The sequence below is a fragment of the Mesorhizobium ciceri biovar biserrulae WSM1271 genome, assembly GCF_000185905.1.
Classification (GTDB): domain Bacteria; phylum Pseudomonadota; class Alphaproteobacteria; order Rhizobiales; family Rhizobiaceae; genus Mesorhizobium; species Mesorhizobium ciceri.
Window position 1 is genome coordinate 4,730,584 of sequence record NC_014923.1, and the last position, 20,185, is coordinate 4,750,768.

The window sequence follows — 20,185 nt, forward strand, 5'->3', positions numbered from 1 at the left end:
ACCCGGAACACCGGGCCTGTAATTCGTATCGCGATCGCGAAAAGGCGCGAAAAGCTGGTCATGGCTGGGCTTTTAGCCGAAGCCACGGCAGGAATAAAGCGTCTCTCGTTCGATTCACCTACATCGTGAAATCGAAGCGGTAGGTGGTCGACACGCCGACCGTGAACTGGTTGCGGTCGCCACGCTCCTTGACCAGGCTGGAATCGGCCGCCGGTCCCATCAGGCGCGAATATTCGCCAAACAGGCTGGCGGTCATCGGCTCGGTCACCTTCCAGGTTATGGCGCCGCCAAAGCCGGTCGATTTCAGCCCGCCACCGGGATGGTATTCGCTCAGGCCCGACGCCACCGCCTCCTGCGCGTTGACGCCGTAATAGGCGTCGAAATAGTTGCCCGAGGCGAAGGAAACACGCGGTCCTCCCGAAATCCTGACGGTCGGCGTCACGTCGTAAAAGGCATCGGCGGCGATGTCGGCGACAAAGCCGTTGTGGGCGCGAATGCCGTGGCGCAGCTCGGCGCGGGCGCGCAGCCAGTCCGTCGGATAGAATTCGAAGAAGCCGCCGACTTCGCCGCCCCAGCGCACCGGATCCAGGCCCTTCAGCTCATCGGCGTTGTCATCGTCGCGGGAAAACAGGAACTTGCCGGTCAGGCCGGCGCGGACACCGCCATCGTCGACCAGCGCCAGCGAGATGTTGTCGTTGCGCGAGACAAAGCGTGCCGCCGGTCCGGCCTTGCCCAATGAGATGATGGGTTGGGCGCTCAGCATGTATTTCCTGCCGCCCTCGAAATTGGGCGCGACCAGGCCGGTGGCGCCAACGGTCAGATACCAGTCGCCGGACAGCCAGCTGCCCTCGCCCGCATTGGCGGCGCCCGCCCCGCCCAGCACCGCAGCGGCCAACACAAGAGAGATTCTTCCGACCGGACTCATGGCCACTCCACTAACACGACACACACGATTACCGATGACAGCTTTGACGGCCGTTTGGTAAAATTTGATTTAAACCCGAGACATACGCTCGCGCTTTGCCGCGATCCCCCTGCCGGTCATCGACTGGACGTTGGCCCGCGCCCGGATTACCTTCCATCCGCAGTATTCCGCAGCCCTCGATGGAGACCGCGACAATGACCCTGCATGGCGACGCCCTGAAAATCGCGATCGAACAGACACGGACAAAATGGGGATGGTTTGTCGCGCTCGGTGTGCTGCTGCTCATCTTCGGCGGCATTGCCTTCGCCAACCTGTTCGTCGCCACGGTGGCTTCCGTCTACGTCGTGGGATGGCTGATGCTGATGGCGGGCATCATCGAGATCGTGCACGCGTTCGGCGTCAAGACCTGGAGCCGCTTCTTCTACTGGCTGCTCAGCGGACTGCTGTACGCCGTTGCCGGCTTCTTCGCTTTCGGCAATCCGCTGCTTGCCTCGGCGGTGCTGACATTCCTGCTGGCGATTGCGCTGGTCGCGTCAGGGGTGCTCAGGGCCTGGGTCGGCTACAGCCATCGGCCGGAACGCGGCTGGGGCTGGATCGTCGCTGCCGGTGTCATCACCGCGCTTGCGGGCCTGATCATCGCCATGGGCTGGCCGGTCAACAGCCTGTGGGTGCTCGGTCTGTTCCTGGCGATCGATCTGATCTTCCAGGGCTGGACCTTCATCGCCGTCGGCCTGGCACTGAAGAAGTAGCTTAAAATGCCATCTCAGCGTCGAGGTCGGAGAGCGGCCTGACGCCGGCAAGCAGCGCGCGTGCCTCGGCTTCATCGCGCTTCATCTGCGCGACCAGCGCGTCGAGCCCCTCGAACTTCACCTCCGGACGCAGGAAACCGAAGAAGGAAACCTGACAAACCTCGCCATAGAGGTCGCCGGAGAAATCGAAGACAAAGGTTTCCAGCAGCGGCGCGCCGTTGTCGTCGACTGTCGGGCGTCGGCCAAAGCTGGCGACGCCGTCGTGAAGCGTGCCGTCGGCGCGGCGGAAGCGGACGGCATAGATGCCCTCCCTGAGTGCGGCTTCAGCCGACAGCCTCATGTTGGCAGTCGGAAAGCCAAGGGTGCGGCCAAGCTGCTGTCCGCCGACCACCTCGCTTTCGACGGTGAACCGGTAGCCGAGCAGACCGGCGGCTTCAGCCACTTCACCCTCGCCCAGCAATCCGCGGATACGGCTGGACGACACCACCTCGGCGCCCTCGTCCCGGAACGCGTCGACGAGCGTGACGCCGAAGCCGTGACGCTCGCCGGCCGCCATCAGGTAGGCCGGGCCGCCCTGACGATCCTTGCCGAAATGGAAGTCGAACCCGGTTACGGCGTGAGTAATGCCGAGGTTCGTTTCCAGCACATCCGTCACGAACGCTTCCGCCGACAGCGAGGCGAAGTCGCGCGTGAACGGCTGCTCGACGAGCGCGGCAAAGCCCAGCAGCGACAGCAGCCGCGCCTTCATCGGCGGCGGCGTCAGCACGAACAACGGGATATCAGGCCTGAAGATCTTGCGCGGATGCGGTTCGAATGTCAGCACCAGGGCCGGCACGCCGCGCCGTCCTGCCTCCGCCGAGGCTCGCTCGAGCACCGCCTGATGGCCGCGATGGACGCCATCGAAATTGCCGATCGCCACGACGCCGCCGCGCAGGTCGGCGGGAAGCGGCGCGGTTGCCAGGATGCGCTGGAAGGCTGCCATCGTCACCTACCGAAGTCTGGGAATGACGGCCACCGGACCATAGCCATGCTTTTCCAGGAAGGCCGCCAATCTTGCCGGATCCGGTTGCAGGGCATCGCCATAGTCGCGGGCATGGATACCGCCGGAGACATAAAGAACATCGAAGCCATTGTCGGCGGCGCCCTTCACATCGGTCATCATGCCGTCGCCGATGGCCAGCACCTGGCCGCGCTCGACCGGCTGGCCAAGAATCTCGGCAACCTCCTTCATCGCGAGATTGTAGATCGGCGCGTAAGGTTTTCCAGCGATCAATGTGCGGCCGCCGAGCTGGGCATAGTCACGCGCCAGCGCGCCGGCACACCAGATGATGCGTTCGCCACGTTCGACCACGATGTCGGGATTTGCGCAGATGAAAGGCAGGTTCCTGGCGCGCAGCCGCCGCAGGAGCTCCGCGTAATCCTCGGGCTTCTCGACCTCGTCGTCGAACAGGCCGGTACAGACGACGCCGGACGCCTCGAACTCCTCGACAAGCTCGACGTCGAGACCTTCATAGAGGGTGAAGTCGCGGTCGGCGCCGATATGGAAAATCTTGCGCGGCCCTTCGGCGATCAGATCCCGGGTCACGTCGCCTGAGGTAACCACCCGGTCGTAGGCTGACGGTGGAACACCGATCGCGTTCATCTGCGCCACGACATCGGCACTTCTGCGCGGCGAATTGGTGATCAGGACGACGGGGATTTTCGCCTCTCGAGCCCTTGCCAATGCGGAGGCCGCCACAGGGAAATGCGTTTCGCCATTATGGACCACGCCCCAGACGTCGCACAGGATTGCCGAATAGGCCTTCGACACGTCTTCGAGCGAGCCGATGATTTCAGGCGAATCCGCCATGCCGTTTCCTTCAGTCATGATCGTTGCGACCGCCACGACAGACGGTTCGCCGCAGCCGGTTCGGATTAGCCGAACCATTCCGGCCTGTCACCAGCTTTCGCCAGGCACGATTGGTTAGCGGTTGGTGAAGTGCTGACCCGGCAATAGAGCGATTTGCCAAACCCGGCCTTCAGCGTTTTGTGGAAAGCTGGCGTCGATCGAGAATCCGCCGGCGGGGGCCGCTCCAAGACATGCATGGACTTTGGCGTCAGTTCTGCCGCGACCAACGCGGCAACTATGCTCTTATGACGGTCGTCGCTATGGTTCCGCTGATGGGCGCCCTGGCAATGGCCGTCGACTTCACCGAGATGAGCCGCGAAAAACAGGCGGTTTCGAACGCGCTCGATGCCGCAAACTTCGCCACGGCGCGCCGGCTGACGGAGGGTGCCACCGACGACCAGTTGAGGGCCTATGCGCTCGACTTCTTTAATGCCAACCTCAACAAGATCAATCCCGCCAATACGACGCTCACCGTCACCTTGCCAAGCAACACCACCGGCGGCGGCTTGCTCAAGATGACCGCGCGGCTGGACTACAAGCCCTATTTCTATCCGGTCTTCGGCCAGCTCGTCGGCAAATCCGAAACCGACGCCAACCAGAGGATCAGCTTCAACATCACCTCGGAAGTGCGGCTGAAGAACACTCTTGAAGTCGCCCTGGTACTCGACAATTCCGGGTCGATGACCAAGACCGGAACGGGCTCGGGGCAAACGCGCATCGACCTTCTCAAGACCGCGGCAAAACAGCTGGTCGACACGCTGGCCCAGCAGGCGGCGATGATCAAGCAGGTCGACAGGCCGGTGCAGTTCGGCCTCGTGCCGTTTGCCGCCTCGGTCAATGTCGGGCCCGGCAACGGCAATGCGCCCTGGATGGATACCGAAGGATTGTCGCCGGTATCGAACGAGAATTTCGACTGGTCGACGCTGAACGCAGCCGACAAATACGCCCAGCAGACCAACGGCATCTGGTACAAGCGCGGCACCGGATGGGGAACCGACGAAGGCCAGATGCTGACCCGGTTTTCGCTCTATCGCGACATGAAGGTCGTCACCAACCATGAGCGTGTCGTCAACAGCAAGCGCGTGGTGTGCGACGAATACAACCCGAACAACACCTGCAAACGCGACCACGACGAATACGACTACATCGACACCTATGGCCCGTTCGCCAGTTGGCAGGGCTGCGTCGAGGCCAGGCCTTATCCCTACAATGTCAACGACGCGGCGCCTTCCGGCGGCTCGGCGAACACCGGCATAGGGGTCGGCGATCCGGCGACGATGTTTGTGCCGATGTTCGCCCCGGACGAACCCGGCAACCATTGGAGGCTCACCCAGGATCCCGACGAGGCCGCGCCGACGACCTATGGCGCCATCAACAGCTGGTGGAATGACGACCCGACGAGCAGCACCGGCCAATCCCGGCTGCGCAACATGTCCAAATATTTCCAACCGAGGCCGATCAATGCGCCGGCGCTGGCCGCCGGCAACGGGCCGAACTACAGCTGCTCCACCAACCCGATCACGCCGCTGACCGATGTCAGCGTTACCACTGGGCTTACCGCGATCAAGGCCGCGATCGACCTGATGAAGCCCGATGGCGGCACCAATGTTCCCGAAGGCATGGCCTGGGGTTGGCGGGTGGTTTCGAGCGGCGAGCCGTTCACGCAAGGCCGCCCGGAAACCGAGAGAGGCAACGACAAGGTCGTCATCGTGCTGACCGACGGCGCCAATACCTACTACACGCCGTCCTCGCTCAGCCATTCCGACCCCGCCGATTCGAAATCGACCTATGCGTCCTTCGGCTATCTCAACCCAGGCTACAACGGCACTTCGGTGGGCCGCCTGTTCATGGGCACATCGAGCGCCATTGGCCAGTTCGACTATTCGAACGGCAACTACACCAACGCGCTCAACGAGCAGATGGCGACGCTTTGCAACAACGCCAAGGCAGCCAATATCATGGTGATGACGGTGGCGCTCGACCTGTCGACGACCAAAACCGCCGATCAGCAGGCGATCGAGGCGCTGAAATCCTGCTCGTCGAACTCGCGCTTCCGCAAGGATCCAACGGACGCGAGCAAGCCGGCAAAACTGTTCTGGAATGCCACCGGCGCCAGCTTGTCGAACGATTTCAAGGAAATCGGCAACGAATTGTCGAACCTGCGCATCGTCGACTGATCCTCAGGCTTCGGGGGCTGGCTGGAACAACGGCTGGCGCCGCCATGCACTTGCGCGCGCCTCCCGGGACAGGCACATCTTGGCCGCCTGCCGGATCGCGCGTCCATTCGCGGCGCGCTGGGGAAGAACAGATGCCCGAAACAGCCAATCATCTCGCCTTCGCGCTGGTCTGCCTCGGCATGGTGCTGACGCCTGGCCCCAACATGATCTATTTGATCTCGCGTTCCCTGTCGCAGGGGCCGAAGGCGGGGCTCATCTCGCTTGGCGGCGTGGCGCTCGGCTTTGTCTTCTATGTACTGGCGGCGGCATTCGGCATCACCGCGCTGCTGCTCGCAGTGCCCTACGCCTATGATGCGCTGCGCTTTGCCGGCGTGCTCTATCTCCTGTGGCTGGCCTGGCAGGCGGTGAAGCCGGGCGGACGCTCGCCATTCGAAGTGCGCGAATTGCCGAGGGACCGGCCGCGCAAGCTTTTCGCCATGGGCCTGATGACCAATCTGCTCAATCCGAAGGTGGCCGTGCTCTATCTGTCGCTGTTGCCGCAGTTCATCAGCCCTGGCAAGGGTCACGTCCTGTCGCAGCTCCTGGTGCTCGGCGCGACACAGATCTCGATCAGCCTCAGCGTCAATGCCCTCATCGCGGTGACGGCCGGTTCAATCGCCACCTTCCTCGCCGGACGGCCCTTGTGGCTGGTCATCCAGCGCTGGATGATGGGAACCGTGCTGGCGGCTCTCGCGCTGAAGATGGCGACCGACGCGCAGCGCTGAGAGCTAGCCTACATCGGTCGCCTTATCTGCTGTGCCCGCTCCGGCTCGACCACCTTGCGGTAGAGATGCCAGGTGGCATGGCCGAGCACCGGCATGACGACGGCGAGCCCGGCAAACAGCGGGATCGAACCGATCACCAGAAGCACGGCGACCAGCAAGCCCCACAGCGCCATTTGCAGCGGGTTGGCCATCACCGCCCGGGCCGAGGTCTCGATGGCTGAGACGGCGCCGACGTCGCGGTCGAGCAGCAGCGGGAAGGCAACCACAGTGGTGGCCAGCACGATTACGGCAAAGACAAAGCCCGCGGCATTACCGGCAAGGATCAGCGTCCAGCCCTTACTGGTGGTCAGCACGTCGCGGATGAAGCCGCCGATCGAGGCCGGCGGCTGGTCTCCGAACAGGCCAGTGTAGATCGATTGCGCGGTGTAGAGCCACAACAGGAACAGCGCCACCAGCATGACGCCGATGACGGCGATCGACGGGATCGCGGACGAGCGCCGGACATCAAACGCGTGCCGCCAGGAGGTGTTCATGCCGAGCTCGCGCCGGCGGCTGATCTCGTAAAGACCGAGCGCCGCAAACGGCCCGACCAGCGCGAAACCCGACATCAGGGGATAGATGAGCTGGATGGCATTGGCGCCGGACGTCCACTGCGTCAGGATCAGGCCGACGATGGGATAGATCAGGCACAGGAACACGTAGTGCGATGGTTTTGCCCAGAAATCCTCGAACCCGAGACGCAACGCATCCCAAAGGTCCGACGTGGTGATGCGGCGCACCGTCGGCTGCACATGCATTCCACGTGCGTCCGCCATGACATGAAAGCCGGCCATAACCTTCCTCCCGTGTGTCGGGGCGGTCACCGCCTGGATGGCCGCCAGAGCTGCCATTTCAAGATCGAGAAGCATGATAGCAGAGTTGGAGGCGATTGTCGCCGGGTCAATGGCCTGGGGAGCAACTCCTCGTTGTGTTCAACTCTCCGTATGGCCTCTCATATAGCGTACCTTGGCAGACCTTCGTTTTGGCCAATCATTGTGCTGCATTTTAGCATTTACGCATTTTAGCATTTACTTAAATTACTCGTAGGGATCCCTGGCGTATCACCTGAGCTTTACGAGTTTCGGCGAGGGACTATGTTCGCATTGAAAGCCTTCTGGTCTTCGGAGCGCGGCAACTTTGCCATAACGACCGCCTTCGCTATGCTGCCAATAATGATTGGTTTGGCCGGCGCCGTCGATCTGATCGGCACGAGCCATGACGCCTCGCAACTCCAGAACTCGCTGGACGCGGCTGGGCTCGCCATCGGCACGAAGTTCTCTCCCGATATGGCGGCTGGCGATGTCCAGCAGCTTGGGCTGCAGTTCTTCGCCGCCAATATGAGCGCGGCCGACCAGCAGGAATATTTGGGCAGCGTCTCCGCTTTCGCGGCAACGGCAAGCGGCAGTCCAAGCGCCTACTTTATCTCGCTGTCGTCCAGCATAAGCCGCCCAAGCTTCATCAGCGCCTCGGCCCCCTGGCAGGCCTACCGCTCGGCCTCGGTCAAGATAAAACCTGGCGCGCAGGCCTGCGTGCTGGCGCTCGATCCGCATGCGTCCGCCGCCGTGAACCTGCAGGGCTCGACCAACGTCTCGATGGACAATTGCGTGATCGCGGCGAACTCGGACGCGTCGGATTCCGTCAACAGGGGTGGTTCCGCACTGGTTTCGGCCGGCTGTGTCTCAACCGTCGGCGGCACCAGCGGGCTGTTGCCACCCAGCGCCAGTCTCGCCTGCGGAACGCCGCACGAACATAGGTACGCATCCTTTGATCCATTGGCCGACGTCGTTCCTCCCCCTTACACATTGTGTTTGCCTGTCCCGAACGGCAAAACCTACACGCTGTCGCCCGGCACTTATTGCGACAAGACATTATCGGGGAACATCACGCTTAATCCGGGCGTCTACCTCATGCGCGGCACCACCATAAAGCCAGGGGGAAACGGCAGCCTGACTGGCCAGGGCGTGACCATTTTCCTCATGGAAAGCGCTCAGATCTACATAAATGCCAATGAGAAGGTGAACCTTTCCCCGCCCACCAGCGGCCCTTATGCTGGCATCACCATTTTCCAGGATCACGGCAACACGTCTGCCCTGACATTGAATGGTGGCGCAAATTCCGTGCTCAGCGGTTTCATCTACGCGCCGGACGCGCCCATTTCCTACGCCGGCAATTCTGATATGAGCGCCCAGGGCGACTGTCTCAGGCTTGTCGGCAATACGATACAGATGACCGGGAACTCGTCCGTCAAGTCGGACTGCGCGGCGGCGCTTGGAAATCGCACAATGTATGCCGATCGGATGATCACTCTGGTGAAATGAGAGACAACCTGACGTGCGGCGGCGCCAGCGGTAGCGTTGAGAAAAATGGCGATAACGCACGGCCGGATCGGTTTCGATGCGAGGCGCAATCCGGCCAGCCTGGGATAGGCAGCGCCGTCGATCGCCTGGTGAAACTCCGCCCAGCATGCCACGCCGATCAGCGTTGTACCGGCCAGCGTCAGTCTGTCGCCCCCTCTCCGATTTTCGCCGCCCTGCCCGGCAAAAGCCATGATCGCTATTATCTCAGAGGCATGACCATAGCGAAAATCGAAACCCACCCGATCCCGAAGCTGAACAGGCGCATGGTGCTGACCGGCCTCGCAGCCCTGGCGGGGCTCGCCGCCTGCAGCACCGTTTCACTGCCAACCGGCGAAGGCGCCGGGGTCTCCTCCTCCGCCACCAGCACGCTGGCCAGCATCCGCGCCTCGGCCGGGCTCGCGCCGCTGGTCCCCGACCGGCAGCTCGAACAGGCCGCCCTGCAGCAGGCAGGCTACATGGCGCAGCGCCGCCGCATGAGCCACACCACCGGCTGGGGCAAGGATTTCGCCTCGCGCGTCAGGGACAATCGAATTTCCGGTGCCGCGGCGGAGAACATCGCCGAGGGTCGTTTCGACCTCGAGAAGCTGTTCGACATCTGGGTGCATTCACCAGGCCATCGCCGCAACATGCTCGACCCGCGCTTCACACGCTTCGGCCTTGCCTATGTGCGCGACGGCAGCGACAGCAAGCTCCGTTACTGGAGCCTCGTGCTCGGAAAATAGGAAAACGTGCCGGTTCGGTGCGCCACACCCAAGACGATTTGATGGAAGCTAGTCCATATGCGCCGCCGGCGCGCCGCCGGCTGGCGCCTGCTTCGGCTTGCGCAGCAGGAAAACAAACGGGATGGCAAGCAGCGTCATCACCATGAGTATTTTGAAGTCGTTGACGTAGGAGATCATCATGGCCTGGAGATTGACCATGCGATCGACCTGCGAGAGCGCCGTTGGGTCGCCGCCTGCGGCAGCCGGCGAGACAGCCCACAGATTGGGGTTGAACGGATTGATGAAGGCCGAAAGCTCGGCATGGTTGATCTGCGTGTTGCGCACCATCAACACCGTCACGACCGACACGCCGATCGACGAGCCAAGATTGCGCACCAGGCTGAACAGAGCCGTGGCATCGGTGCGGAAGCGCACGTCGAGCGTGGCGAAGGCGACGGTCGACAGCGGCACGAACACCATCCCCATGCCCAGGCCCTGGATGACGCCGGAGCTGATGATCAGCCAGTTGTCCATCTGCGGGGTGAAGCTGGACATGGTGTAGAGCGACTGCGCGGTCAGCAGGAAGCCGATGACGACGAGGATCCTGGCGTCAATCCTGCTCATGAGCCGCCCGACGACGAGCATCGAAATCATGGTGCCGACGCCGCGTGGCCCCATGACGATGCCGATGGTGACGGTCGGATAGCCGAAGATGGTCGACAGCATCGGCGGCAGCAGCGACATGCTCGCCAGGATGAGCACACCCATGACGAAGATGAACGCCAGCCCGGTCACGAAATTGCGGTCGAGGAAGATCTTGGGATCGATGAAGGGGTGCTCGGCCGTCATGGTGTGAATGATGAACACCCAGAAGCCGGTGAGCGAAAGACCAAGTTCGATCCAGATCTCGACCGAGGAAAACCAGTCGACCTCGCCGCCGCGGTCGAGCAGCAGCTGAAGCGCGCCGACGCCGAGCGATATCATGGCGAAGCCGAAGAAATCGAAGCCGCGCACGCGCCGCGCGATAGCCGGCAAATAAGCGGCCATACCGAGAAAGGCGACGATGCCGACCGGCAGATTGATGAAGAACACCCAACGCCAGTTGAAATTCTCGGTCAGCCAGCCACCGAGTGTCGGGCCCAGAATCGGACCCAGCATGATGCCGGCGCCCCAGATGGCCATCGCCTGGCCATGGCGTTCCCTGGGATTGATGTCGAGCAGGAAGGTCTGCGACAGAGGCACGATCGCGGCGCCGAACACGCCTTGCATCAGCCGGAAGAACACCATGGTCTCCAGGCTCCAGGCGATGCCGCACAGCATCGAAAACACGGTGAAGCCGACCACCGCCGTCAGGAACAGTTCCTTGCGGCCGAAGCGATCGGCCAGCCAGCCGGTGACCGGCGTCATGATGGCGGCGGCAACGATGTAGGAGGTCAGCACCCAGTTGATGTTGTCAGGCGAGGCGCCGAGATCGCCGGTCATGGTCGGCAGCGCGACGTTGGCGATCGTCGTGTCGAGCGCCTGCATGATCGTCGCCAACATGAGCGCGACCGTGATCAGGCCGCGATGCGGCACTTCTTTGAAGGGTTCGGGCGTGCTCATGGCGTGGAACTTCCAGCAGGTAACAAAAACGTGTACAAGGGGTTTCCGGGCGGCAACGCCTTCCGTTGAGAGACCCTCGTCGCGGTGGGACGCGATTGTCGATGTGGGGGTTACATCGACTGAAAGTCTCTGATGAGCGGATGCCTGCCGCCCGGAAACATGAGGACCGACGGGTCCGCGTCGGAGATTTCAGACTTCGGCCAGGCCGCTATGCGGCGTGCCCAAACGCTGATCCTTCCAGCTCCTCCCATCAGACCAATCCTGCTATTCACCTCTGCCGCTGGTCCTGCGGCATTCTGTTGACGTTACTGCGCGGCCTCGCCGGCCGTGGCGTGACCGAAGATCGAAGGCAGGCCACGCGCCACGCCGGTGTCGACGGTAACGGTGGCGCTCATGCCGGTGCGCAACGCCATCTTGGCGTCCGCATCGGTCAGTTCGAGACGAACCGGGATGCGCTGTGTGACCTTGACCCAGTTGCCGGTGGCATTCTGGGCCGGCAGCAGCGAGAACTCGGCTCCCGTGCCGGCGCCGATCGCCTTGACCGTCGCCTCGAAGGTGCGCCCCGGATAGGTGTCGACCACGATCTCGGCCTTCTGGCCGGGCTTCATGTGGGTGAGCTGCGTTTCCTTGAAATTGGCATCGATCCAGGTGTCGCCGGTCTCGACCAGCGAAAACAGCGGCGTGCCGGAACCGACATACTGGCCGACCTTGAACGACGAGGCCTGGCTGACGATGCCGTCAGCCGGCGCCTTGACCGTGGTCTGCGCCAGGTCGTAGGCGGCCTTGTCGCGCGCGGCGAGCGCGGCCATCACGGTCGGATGCTTGTCGGTTTCGATGTCGGGATTGCCGCCAAGGGCTGCCTTGGCGCTGATGATGCCTTGCTCGGCAACGGCGAGCTGCTGCTTGGCCTTGTCGAGATCGTTCTTGGCTTCGTCCAGCGACGATTTGGCGTTGATGCCCTTCTGGGCAAGATCGGCGGCGCGGTCGAACTGCGACTGGGCGAAGGCGACCTGGCTGGCATCGGACTTCTGCTGAGCCATCGACTGGCCATAGGCGGCGCGCAACTGCTCGACATTGAGACGCGCGCCCGCCACCGCCGCGTCGGCCTGCGCCAACGCGATCCGGTAGGGCTCGGGGTCGATGGCAAACAGCTCGTCACCCTGCTTGACCAGCTGGTTATCGAAGATGTCGACCTTGACGATGCGGCCGGCCGTGTCGGAAGCGATCGACACCTTGGCCTGCTGCAGATTGGCGTTCTCGGTCTCCTGATAACGGCCGCCGGTAACCCAGACATAGCCGCCGCCAACAGCCAATGCCGCAGGCAGCGCGACCATGAGCAGGAAGCGGCCCAGCCGGCGCTTTTTCTTCACCGGCGCCGGAGCCGGCTGCACCGGGGGAGCAACGGTTGCCGGGGCCGCGGCCGGCTGCGCCGGCGCTTCCATTTCCAGTTCGGTCACTTTCTCGTCTATCTTGGCTACCGCGTTCATGCTGCTGCGCCCTCTGTGTTCTTCACTTTTTCAATGGACGGCGTCTCGTCGTCGGTCAGGTTGCGGACCATCGCCTCAAGTCCCTCGACGAGGACGCGACGGGCTTCCGGTTTCACGCCGACCAGCGATTCCTCATAGACTTCTCCGGCAATGCTCTTGATCACGGCGTAGGCATCGCTTGCCTTGGGCGTCAGGAAGATCATGCGGACGCGGCGATCGGCAGCGTCGGAACGACGCTCGATCCAGCCTCCCTCCTCCATGCGATCGACCAGGCGCGAAACGCTGATCGGCTCGATTTCGAGAAGTTCGGCCAGCCGCGCCTGCGCGACACCGTCTTCCTTGGCAACGCGGACCAGAAGCCGCCATTGCGCCGAAGAAAGCCCCAAGCCACTGGCCCTCGCCTCGAAGCGCTTGCGCATCAGGCGCTGCACGTCGTGGATCAAGAAGCCCAATCTGTCGATGCCATCGGAAACCATGAGCGGGATATATAATAAGCGTGCTCACTATTCAAGGTGCCGCAGTGCACACAAAGCCGACAAATGTGCATGACAGCTTTGCCGGGCAAATCATGGTTATCGATTTGCGAACGCATGATGGCCGCGCCGCCTCTCCGCTGGTCGCGTCTGGCATATTGATGTACAGCCGCAGAACAGGATCGGGGGATCAACGCAATGCCGACGCTTTACGCTCTCAAGCCGGCCTTCCAGGGTCGACTGCGGCCGCTGGTCAATCGGCTGGCGGCTATCGGGGTCACCGCAAACAGCATAACCATCCTGGCGGCCGCGATGTCGATAGCCGCCGGCGCGGCCATTGCGATCCGGCATGAATGGCGCTGGCTGCTGTTGCTTATCCCCGTGGTGATGTTCGTGCGCATGGCGCTGAATGCCGTGGACGGCATGCTGGCGCGCGAGCATGGCCAAGCCTCGACGCTCGGCATGTATCTGAACGAGTTGTGCGACGTCGTTTCGGACCTCGCGCTGATCTTGCCTTTTGCCGTCTTTCCGGAATTTGGCGCATGGGGCGTCGTCGCCTTCGCAATATCGGCGGTGCTGACCGAGTTTGCCGGCGTGCTCGGCATCGCCGCCAAGATCGGCCGCAACTATGCCGGGCCGTTCGGCAAGAGCGACAGGGCGCTGGCGCTCGGCGTCGTCGCCGTGCTGTGCGCCCCAGGGCTGTGGCCGGTATCGATCGCGCCATTTGTGTTTCCGGCCATGGCAACGCTTTCGCTGCTGACCGCCATAAACCGGATACGCGCCGGGCTTATTGGCAGCGCCAGCTGAGCATCGAGGCTCGCCATGCCGCCAGTGGGGCCGCCAGAGGGAAAGACCATGATGCACGACCCGATCGCCGCCGCGGCCACGGAAAGCCTTGCGCGGCAAGCGCAGGAGCGGGTCTTCCGCAGCCATGACGGGACGGAGATCTTCTACCGCTTCTGGCCGGCGGCCTCCGCCGATGCCAACGGCGCGGTGGTGCTCTTCCATCGCGGCCACGAGCATGGCGGCCGCATGGCCCATCTCGTCGATGAATTGCGGATGCCGGACCACGCCTTCTATGCCTGGGACGCCCGCGGCAATGGCCGTTCGTCCGGCGAGCGCGGCTATGCCCCGTCCTTCTCGGCGCTGGTGCGCGACATCGACTGCTTCATGCGCGAGATCGCTGAAAGGGATGGCTTCGCCACGCGCGATATCGCGCTGATCGCGCAGTCCTTCGGCGCCGTTCTGGCCGCCGCCTGGGTGCATGACTATGCGCCGAAGCTGCGCGCCATGGTGCTGGCCTCACCGGCCTTCTCGGTAAAACTCTACGTGCCCTTCGCCAAGGAGGGCATAGCGCTCTGGCAGAAGATCAAGGGCCGCTTCTTCGTCAATTCCTACGTCAAGGCGAAATTCCTGACCCATGATCCCGTGCGCATCGCCTCTTTCGAGAGCGATCCACTGATCACGCGGCCGATCGCTTCCAACATCCTGGTCGAACTCTATCAGCATGCAGCCCGCATCGTTGCGGACGCCCGCGCCATCACCGCGCCGACGCAGCTTCTGCTTTCGGGCAGCGATTGGGTCGTGCGCCACGGCCCGCAGCACGAGTTCTTCGTCAATCTCGGCAGCCGCATCAAGGAACGTCATGTGCTACCGGGCTTCTTCCACGACACGCTGGGCGAACGCGACCGGGCAAAGGCCCTCGACCTGATCCGGCCGTTCCTGGCCAGGCAGTTCGCGGCACCGGATGCGCCGGTCGACCTGAAGCAGGCGGACATTGCCGGCTACACACGCGACGAGGCCGACCGGCTTGCTTCACCGCTCGCTTTGATGTCGCCAAAGGGTCTCTATTGGGCATTCAGCCGCGCCTCCATCCGCATGGGCGCCTGGGTTTCCCAAGGCATGAAGACCGGCATTGCCACCGGCTTCGATTCCGGCTCGACGCTGGATTATGTCTACGAAAACGACGCGCGCGGACTTACGCCCCTTGGCCGCGTCGTCGACCGTGTCTTCCTGGAAGCTATCGGCTGGCGCGGCATCCGCCAGCGCAAGCTGCATCTCGAAGAACTGATCGGCTCTTGCCTGGCAACGCTCAAGACCACTGGCCGGCCAGTGCATATTCTCGACATCGCCGCCGGCCACGGCCGCTATGTTCTCGATGCCATCGTGAAGAGCCCCGACCAGCCGGCGAGCGTGCGTCTGCAGGATTATTCCGACCTCAACGTGCAGCTTGGCCGCAAGCTGATCACGGAGCGGCAATTGCCGGCTGACGTCACGTTCCAGCGCGCCGACGCTTTCGATGCCGACATGCTCGCCAACGCCGATCCGGCGCCGGACCTCGCCATCGTTTCCGGCCTCTACGAGCTATTCTCGGACAATGCGATGATCGCCCGCTCGCTCGGTGGATTGGCCAGCGCCATGCAGCCGGGCAGCCTGTTGCTCTACACCAACCAGCCTTGGCACCCGCAGCTCGAGATGATCGCCCGCAGCCTGACCTCGCATCGCGGCGGCGAGGCCTGGGTGATGCGCCGGCGCACGCAAGGCGAAATGGACCAGCTCGTCGAAGCCGCCGGTTTCGAAAAGCTCGACCAGCGCATCGACCAATGGGGCATCTTCACCGTCTCGCTCGCGCGGCGCCGCTGAGCAGCATGGTGTCATCGCCTGCATCCGTGGCGCGTGCCGAACCCTATAGCCGGGTGGTCGTCAGGGCAGCCCTGTGGCTGGCCTTCCTGGCGCCGTTCTTCTATCTCAGCTACGGCTTCGCCAACTGGCTGGCGTCGCGGCGCGACGATGTCGGCAGTATCGTGTTCTCGTGGGAGCACGGCATCCCGTTCGTCGCCTGGACCATCGTGCCCTATTGGTCGATCAACCTGTTCTACGGCCTGTCGCTGCTGCTCAACAACGACAGGCAAGGGGTCGACCGTCTGGCCGGACGCTATCTCACCGCGCAAATCGTCGCCGTTATCTGCTTCATCCTGTTCCCGCTGACCGCTACATTCGTGCGACCGGCGACGACCGGCCTGCCGGGCTTCCTGTTTGCCGTGCTCGGCGGTTTCGACAAGCCGTTCAACCAGGCGCCCTCGCTGCATATCGCCCTTTTGGCGATCATCTGGGATCATTGGCGCCACCGGCTCGGCGGGTTGCTCCTGCCGCTCTGGCATGGCTGGAGCTTCCTCATCGGCGCCTCGGTGCTGACGACCTGGCAGCATCACTTCATCGACATCCCGACCGGCGCGCTGCTCGGGTTCTTTGCGCTGTGGCTGTTTCCGCGCAGCGGCGCATTGCCGTTTGCAGGCTTCCGGCTGACCAACGATGCGAAAGCGCGGCGGCTGGCGGGGTTCTACGCTATGGGCGCCGTCCTCGCGCTGGCCGGTGCCGCGCTCGGTGCCTTCCTTTGCGCTGTCGCGCTCTTCCTGCTTTGGCCGGCGCTGGCGCTGGCCATCGTCGCCTTCGCCTATGCTGGCGCAGGCGAAAAGGTGTTCCAGAAATCCGCCGATGGCACCATGACGCTTGCAAGCCGTGTCCTGCTCTTGCCTTATCGCCTCGGCGCCAGGGCAAACATATGGGCCTGGACGCGCAATCTTGCCCCCCAGGTGGCGATTGCCGAAGGTGTCTTTCTTGGGCGCTTTCCCACGGCAAGCGAGGCCAACAGCTTCGGCACGGTCATCGACCTCGCCGCCGAACTCGAAAAGCCGGCGACAACCGATTGCCGCTGGATCAGCTTTCCGATGATCGACCTGTTGCCGCCGCCACTGGCGATACGGCAACAGGCAGCCGGCGCGCTGGAGAATGCACGCCGCGACGGCACCGTCCTGGTGTGCTGCGCGCTCGGCTTCCAGCGCAGCGCCGGCGTCGTCGCCGAATGGCTGGTGGCGACCGGCAGGGCCGGGACGCCGACGCTCGCCCGCGAGATGCTCGCGGCCGCCGGCCGGCCGGTCCACCTTGCAGAGGCCACGGGGCGGGCGGCGTCATGACAGGCAATACCTATCAGGACCGCACCGACCGCTTCGCCGGCATGCTGATGCGACAGGCCGCGTGGCCGGCCGCAATCGTGCTGGCCGCAAATGTCCTTGCGCCTCTAGCCGCATCGGCGCGCGGTGCCTTCGAGACCTTGCCCGCGGCCATCGCTTTGTCGATCGCCGCCGCGAGCGCGGTTGCGGTGCTGGCGCTGTCGGCATTGCTGGCATTCGACGCGCTGCTGTTCCGACTGATGGCGAGCCATGACGACGAAGCTTCCGGCGGTGCCGCGGTGGATGACATGTTGGCGCGCATGCGCCTGAAACCGGCTCCGTTCGCGACACGCTTGCTCGATGACCGCATGGCCGGCACAAGCCGCTTGCTGTTCAAGCAGCGCGCTGCCCTGGCTCTGTTTGCCGCAGCGCTTCTGGCGGCAGGGTTTTGGGCGCCGCGATGAACAAGCTTTCGCTCAAGACCTTCACCTTGCTGCAGACGGTAACCTCCGTCGGCCTGTCGGCTCTGGCCCGGATGGTGACCGGGGTGCGGCCGATCTGGAACGGCAGCCTGCCCTCCGAGCGGCAGCGCATCTATTTCGCCAATCACACCAGCCATGGCGACTTCATCCTTTTGTCGGCCTGTCTCAGCGAAAGGGAGCGCGCGATCACCCATGCTGTTGCCGCAGGCGAATATTGGGGGAAGTCGCGGCTGCGCCGCTTCATCGCGCAGGACATGTTGTCGTCCGTGCTCATCAACCGGCAATGGACGAGACCTGAGGAAAACCCCATCGAGATCATGCTGTCGGTTCTCGACCAAGGGCACTCGCTTATCCTGTTTCCCGAGGGCACACGCAACATGACAGACGAGCCGCTGCTGGCGTTCCGCTCCGGGCTCTACAATCTGTCGACGGCGCGGCCTGAGGTCGAGCTGATCCCGTGCTGGATCGAGAACATGTCGCGCGTGCTGCCCAAGGGCCAGTTCCTGCCGGTGCCGCTGCTGTGCCGCGTCGTTTTCGGCGCGCCTGTCGCGGTTGGCCCGGGCGAAGAACGCCGCGCCTTTCTCGAGCGCGCCCACGCCGCGCTTCTGGCGCTCAACCCGCGTCCCGAGCGAGACGATTGATGCGCCACGAGATCTCCATCCTGATCATCGGCCTGCTGGCGGTTTTGACCACCGCCAGCATCGTCGCCACCATCCTTTCGGCGCGAGCGCCGAAGCCGCTGAGCTCGACGCTTGTCAACCTCACGCAGCGCATCAACGCCTGGTGGGTGATGGTGGCGCTGATGACGGTCGCCTTCTTCTTCGGCCGTTACGGGATGACCATCCTGTTTGCGCTGATTTCCTTCGCCGCGCTGCGCGAATTCGTGACGCTGACGCATACGCGCCGCAGCGACCATTGGGTGCTGCTCGGCATGTTCGGCATCATCATCCCGTTTCAGTACTGGCTGGTGTGGACCGCCTGGTACGGGCTCTTCGTCATCTTCATTCCGGTCTACTGCTTCCTCTTGATGCCGGCCATCACGGCGCTGCATGGCGACACCGAACGCTTCCTCGAGCGGATCGCCGCGCAGCAATGGGCGGTGATGATCTCGGTCTATTGCGTCAGCCACGTCCCCGCCCTGCTGACACTCGACGTGCCAGGCTTCGAAGGCCGCACCCTGCTGCTGATCGCCTTCCTGATCATCGTCGTGCAAGGCAGCGACGTGCTGCAGTACATCTTCGGCAAGCTGTTTGGTAAACACCGGTTTTCGCCGAACGTCTCGCCGTCGAAAACCTGGGAAGGGCTGATCGGCGGACTGGTGTCGGCGAGCCTGCTCGGCGCGCTGTTGTCGTTCGTGACGCCCTTCTCGCCGCTGCAGGCGGCAGGCGTGGCCTTCGTCGCCTGCTCGATGGGATTCCTAGGCGGGCTGGTCGCCTCGGCCATCAAGCGCGACCAGGGCGTCAAGGACTGGGGCCATCTCATCGAAGGCCATGGCGGCATGATGGACCGCACCGACAGCCTGGTCTTCGCCGCCCCGGTGTTCTTCCACATCGTGCGCTATTTCTGGACTGTGTGATCCGGCGACCGGTTGCCAAAGGCGCTCAAAGCCGGTTGCGGATCAGCATGGTGACGACGAAGAACGCACCGACCGAGCTGGTGATGATGCCGATCGGCAGTTCCTGCGGCGGCAGCAGCGTTCGGGCCAGAAGATCGCTGGCCAGCAAAAGCACCGCGCCGAAGACGGCGCAGCTGGCAACCAGGCGCAGATGCAAGGGGCCTGCCAGCGGCCGCGACAGATGCGGGATCATCAGCCCGACGAAGCCGATGACCCCGGCGACAGAGACCAGGATCGCCGTCGAGAAGGCGGCGACGAGAAACGTCATTCGGCGCATGCGCGCCACTGGCACGCCAAGGCTTTCGGCGGCGTTTTCGCCGGCCAGGAAGGCATCGAGCCGGCGGTGGTTCCACAGCGCGTAAGCCAGAATGGTGCCCGCACCCAGCGCGCCGAGCCAGATATTGTCCCAGCGCGCCAGGCCAAGGCCGCCCATCGTCCAGAACAACACGGAGTGGGCGGCGCGCTGGTCGCCGGCAAAGATCAGGTAGTTGGTCAAGGCGGTGAACATGAAGGACACGGCAAGGCCGGCGAGGATCAGCCGCTCCGGCCCTTGGCCCCTCACCCGCGCGACCAGCAGCAGGACGACGCCGGCGGCCAATATGCCGCCGGTGAAGGCCGCGACCGGCAACGTCCAGATGCCAAAGCTGTCGCCGAAGACGGTGATGACGGAAACGGCACCGGCGGCGGCGCCCGACGACAGGCCGAACAGGAACGGATCGGCGAGATCGTTGCGGGTCACCGTCTGCAGCAGCGCGCCGACGACGCCGAGGCCCGCGCCGACGCAGATGGCCAGGATCGTGCGCGGCAGCCGCAGATCGACGACGATCTTGCCGACCGGCCCGGACACGTCGTGCCCGCCTAAGCCGATTGCGCGGCCAAGCGCTGCTACAACGTCGGCCAGCGGGATCAGCGTCGAGCCATAGGCGATCGACAGCAGAGCGAGAGCGGCGATCGCCGCCGCTCCCGCCAGCATGGC

At 63.7% G+C, this 20,185-nt stretch carries 19 protein-coding genes; 11 read left to right on the top strand and 8 right to left on the bottom strand.

Annotation, left to right across the window (positions count from 1 at the left end; genetic code table 11):
• Positions 1-118: 118 nt before the first annotated feature.
• Positions 119-925, bottom strand: coding sequence for a MipA/OmpV family protein (locus MESCI_RS23025; RefSeq protein ID WP_013532361.1), 807 nt, complete (start codon positions 923-925; stop codon positions 119-121).
• Positions 926-1,119: 194 nt separating this feature from the next.
• Here MESCI_RS23025 and MESCI_RS23030 point away from each other — a divergent pair, with 194 nt between their 5' ends.
• Positions 1,120-1,674, top strand: coding sequence for an HdeD family acid-resistance protein (locus tag MESCI_RS23030; RefSeq protein ID WP_013532362.1), 555 nt, complete (start codon positions 1,120-1,122; stop codon positions 1,672-1,674).
• 1 nt (position 1,675) lies between these two features.
• Here the strand turns inward: MESCI_RS23030 and MESCI_RS23035 are convergent, their stop codons facing one another.
• The gene (locus MESCI_RS23035) at positions 1,676-2,656 is read right to left on the bottom strand and encodes a bifunctional riboflavin kinase/FAD synthetase (RefSeq protein WP_013532363.1); all 981 of its coding nucleotides are present in this window, start codon (positions 2,654-2,656) and stop codon (positions 1,676-1,678) included.
• Between the two features lie 6 nt (positions 2,657-2,662).
• Positions 2,663-3,523: a TIGR01459 family HAD-type hydrolase gene (locus tag MESCI_RS23040; RefSeq protein ID WP_063170199.1), complete on the bottom strand. Its 861-nt coding sequence runs from the start codon at positions 3,521-3,523 to the stop codon at positions 2,663-2,665.
• Positions 3,524-3,753: 230 nt separating this feature from the next.
• Here MESCI_RS23040 and MESCI_RS23045 point away from each other — a divergent pair, with 230 nt between their 5' ends.
• Both MESCI_RS23045 and MESCI_RS23050 read left to right on the top strand, forming a co-directional pair.
• Complete coding sequence (locus tag MESCI_RS23045; protein WP_174299065.1) at positions 3,754-5,739, top strand: TadE/TadG family type IV pilus assembly protein; 1,986 nt, start codon at positions 3,754-3,756, stop codon at positions 5,737-5,739.
• A 131-nt stretch (positions 5,740-5,870) separates the two neighbouring features.
• On the top strand, positions 5,871-6,503 hold the full coding sequence (locus tag MESCI_RS23050; protein WP_013532366.1) for a LysE family translocator: 633 nt from the start codon (positions 5,871-5,873) through the stop codon (positions 6,501-6,503).
• An 8-nt stretch (positions 6,504-6,511) separates the two neighbouring features.
• Here MESCI_RS23050 and MESCI_RS23055 read toward each other — a convergent pair whose 3' ends face one another.
• Positions 6,512-7,336 carry a DUF2189 domain-containing protein gene (locus MESCI_RS23055; RefSeq protein WP_013532367.1) on the bottom strand — a complete coding sequence of 275 codons (825 nt, stop codon included), beginning with the start codon at positions 7,334-7,336 and terminating at the stop codon, positions 6,512-6,514.
• 300 nt (positions 7,337-7,636) lie between these two features.
• Between MESCI_RS23055 and MESCI_RS23060 the strand changes: the two genes are divergently transcribed.
• The gene (locus MESCI_RS23060) at positions 7,637-8,860 is read left to right on the top strand and encodes a TadE/TadG family type IV pilus assembly protein (RefSeq protein WP_013532368.1); all 1,224 of its coding nucleotides are present in this window, start codon (positions 7,637-7,639) and stop codon (positions 8,858-8,860) included.
• A gap of 251 nt (positions 8,861-9,111) precedes the next feature.
• The gene (locus tag MESCI_RS23065; RefSeq protein WP_032899511.1) at positions 9,112-9,621 is read left to right on the top strand and encodes a CAP domain-containing protein; all 510 of its coding nucleotides are present in this window, start codon (positions 9,112-9,114) and stop codon (positions 9,619-9,621) included.
• A 48-nt stretch (positions 9,622-9,669) separates the two neighbouring features.
• On the opposite strand, the gene MESCI_RS23070 is transcribed toward MESCI_RS23065, so the two are convergent.
• The 3 genes from MESCI_RS23070 to MESCI_RS23080 form a co-directional block, all read right to left on the bottom strand.
• Positions 9,670-11,202, bottom strand: a complete 1,533-nt coding sequence (locus MESCI_RS23070; RefSeq protein WP_013532370.1) for a DHA2 family efflux MFS transporter permease subunit — start codon at positions 11,200-11,202, stop codon at positions 9,670-9,672.
• Positions 11,203-11,507: 305 nt separating this feature from the next.
• Positions 11,508-12,689, bottom strand: coding sequence for an HlyD family secretion protein (locus MESCI_RS23075; protein ID WP_013532371.1), 1,182 nt, complete (start codon positions 12,687-12,689; stop codon positions 11,508-11,510).
• A complete protein-coding gene (locus MESCI_RS23080; RefSeq protein WP_013532372.1) occupies positions 12,686-13,165 on the bottom strand; it encodes a MarR family winged helix-turn-helix transcriptional regulator in 480 nt (159 codons plus the stop codon). Before MESCI_RS23080 ends, MESCI_RS23075 begins: the two co-directional genes overlap by 4 nt.
• Positions 13,166-13,360: 195 nt before the next feature.
• Between MESCI_RS23080 and MESCI_RS23085 the strand changes: the two genes are divergently transcribed.
• From MESCI_RS23085 to MESCI_RS23110, 6 genes are read left to right on the top strand one after another with little or no spacing between them, the layout of a single operon-like run.
• Positions 13,361-13,969, top strand: coding sequence for a CDP-alcohol phosphatidyltransferase family protein (locus tag MESCI_RS23085; RefSeq protein WP_013532373.1), 609 nt, complete (start codon positions 13,361-13,363; stop codon positions 13,967-13,969).
• Between the two features lie 51 nt (positions 13,970-14,020).
• A complete protein-coding gene (locus MESCI_RS23090) occupies positions 14,021-15,805 on the top strand; it encodes a bifunctional alpha/beta hydrolase/class I SAM-dependent methyltransferase (protein ID WP_164920064.1) in 1,785 nt (594 codons plus the stop codon).
• Between the two features lie 5 nt (positions 15,806-15,810).
• Entirely contained in the window at positions 15,811-17,136 is a 1,326-nt protein-coding gene (locus tag MESCI_RS23095; protein WP_013532375.1) for a phosphatase PAP2/dual specificity phosphatase family protein, read from the top strand.
• Positions 17,133-17,576 (top strand): hypothetical protein, encoded by a 444-nt coding sequence (locus MESCI_RS23100; protein WP_013532376.1) that lies wholly within the window; start codon positions 17,133-17,135, stop codon positions 17,574-17,576. The genes MESCI_RS23095 and MESCI_RS23100 overlap by 4 nt, the downstream gene beginning before the upstream one ends.
• Entirely contained in the window at positions 17,573-18,235 is a 663-nt protein-coding gene (locus tag MESCI_RS23105) for a lysophospholipid acyltransferase family protein (RefSeq protein WP_013532377.1), read from the top strand. Before MESCI_RS23100 ends, MESCI_RS23105 begins: the two co-directional genes overlap by 4 nt.
• On the top strand, positions 18,235-19,170 hold the full coding sequence (locus tag MESCI_RS23110; protein ID WP_013532378.1) for a phosphatidate cytidylyltransferase: 936 nt from the start codon (positions 18,235-18,237) through the stop codon (positions 19,168-19,170). Before MESCI_RS23105 ends, MESCI_RS23110 begins: the two co-directional genes overlap by 1 nt.
• 25 nt (positions 19,171-19,195) lie before the next feature.
• Here the strand turns inward: MESCI_RS23110 and MESCI_RS23115 are convergent, their stop codons facing one another.
• The gene (locus MESCI_RS23115; RefSeq protein WP_013532379.1) at positions 19,196-20,182 is read right to left on the bottom strand and encodes a FecCD family ABC transporter permease; all 987 of its coding nucleotides are present in this window, start codon (positions 20,180-20,182) and stop codon (positions 19,196-19,198) included.
• Positions 20,183-20,185 lie beyond the last annotated feature (3 nt).

What these genes read in the sequence shown, in the direction of transcription:
- MESCI_RS23065 (WP_032899511.1), top strand. Translation starts at nt 9,112, where the DNA reads ATGACCATAGCGAAAATCGAAACCCACCCGATCCCGAAGCTGAACAGG.
- MESCI_RS23105 (WP_013532377.1), top strand. Translation starts at nt 17,573, where the DNA reads ATGAACAAGCTTTCGCTCAAGACCTTCACCTTGCTGCAGACGGTAACC.
- MESCI_RS23095 (WP_013532375.1), top strand. Translation starts at nt 15,811, where the DNA reads ATGGTGTCATCGCCTGCATCCGTGGCGCGTGCCGAACCCTATAGCCGG.
- MESCI_RS23050 (WP_013532366.1), top strand. Translation starts at nt 5,871, where the DNA reads ATGCCCGAAACAGCCAATCATCTCGCCTTCGCGCTGGTCTGCCTCGGC.
- MESCI_RS23085 (WP_013532373.1), top strand. Translation starts at nt 13,361, where the DNA reads ATGCCGACGCTTTACGCTCTCAAGCCGGCCTTCCAGGGTCGACTGCGG.
- MESCI_RS23090 (WP_164920064.1), top strand. Translation starts at nt 14,021, where the DNA reads ATGCACGACCCGATCGCCGCCGCGGCCACGGAAAGCCTTGCGCGGCAA.
- MESCI_RS23100 (WP_013532376.1), top strand. Translation starts at nt 17,133, where the DNA reads ATGACAGGCAATACCTATCAGGACCGCACCGACCGCTTCGCCGGCATG.
- MESCI_RS23110 (WP_013532378.1), top strand. Translation starts at nt 18,235, where the DNA reads ATGCGCCACGAGATCTCCATCCTGATCATCGGCCTGCTGGCGGTTTTG.
- MESCI_RS23040 (WP_063170199.1), bottom strand. Translation starts at nt 3,523, where the DNA reads ATGGCGGATTCGCCTGAAATCATCGGCTCGCTCGAAGACGTGTCGAAG.
- MESCI_RS23055 (WP_013532367.1), bottom strand. Translation starts at nt 7,336, where the DNA reads ATGGCCGGCTTTCATGTCATGGCGGACGCACGTGGAATGCATGTGCAG.
- MESCI_RS23045 (WP_174299065.1), top strand. Translation starts at nt 3,754, where the DNA reads ATGCATGGACTTTGGCGTCAGTTCTGCCGCGACCAACGCGGCAACTAT.
- MESCI_RS23075 (WP_013532371.1), bottom strand. Translation starts at nt 12,689, where the DNA reads ATGAACGCGGTAGCCAAGATAGACGAGAAAGTGACCGAACTGGAAATG.
- MESCI_RS23115 (WP_013532379.1), bottom strand. Translation starts at nt 20,182, where the DNA reads ATGCTGGCGGGAGCGGCGGCGATCGCCGCTCTCGCTCTGCTGTCGATC.
- MESCI_RS23080 (WP_013532372.1), bottom strand. Translation starts at nt 13,165, where the DNA reads ATGGTTTCCGATGGCATCGACAGATTGGGCTTCTTGATCCACGACGTG.
- MESCI_RS23030 (WP_013532362.1), top strand. Translation starts at nt 1,120, where the DNA reads ATGACCCTGCATGGCGACGCCCTGAAAATCGCGATCGAACAGACACGG.
- MESCI_RS23060 (WP_013532368.1), top strand. Translation starts at nt 7,637, where the DNA reads ATGTTCGCATTGAAAGCCTTCTGGTCTTCGGAGCGCGGCAACTTTGCC.
- MESCI_RS23025 (WP_013532361.1), bottom strand. Translation starts at nt 925, where the DNA reads ATGAGTCCGGTCGGAAGAATCTCTCTTGTGTTGGCCGCTGCGGTGCTG.
- MESCI_RS23070 (WP_013532370.1), bottom strand. Translation starts at nt 11,202, where the DNA reads ATGAGCACGCCCGAACCCTTCAAAGAAGTGCCGCATCGCGGCCTGATC.
- MESCI_RS23035 (WP_013532363.1), bottom strand. Translation starts at nt 2,656, where the DNA reads ATGGCAGCCTTCCAGCGCATCCTGGCAACCGCGCCGCTTCCCGCCGAC.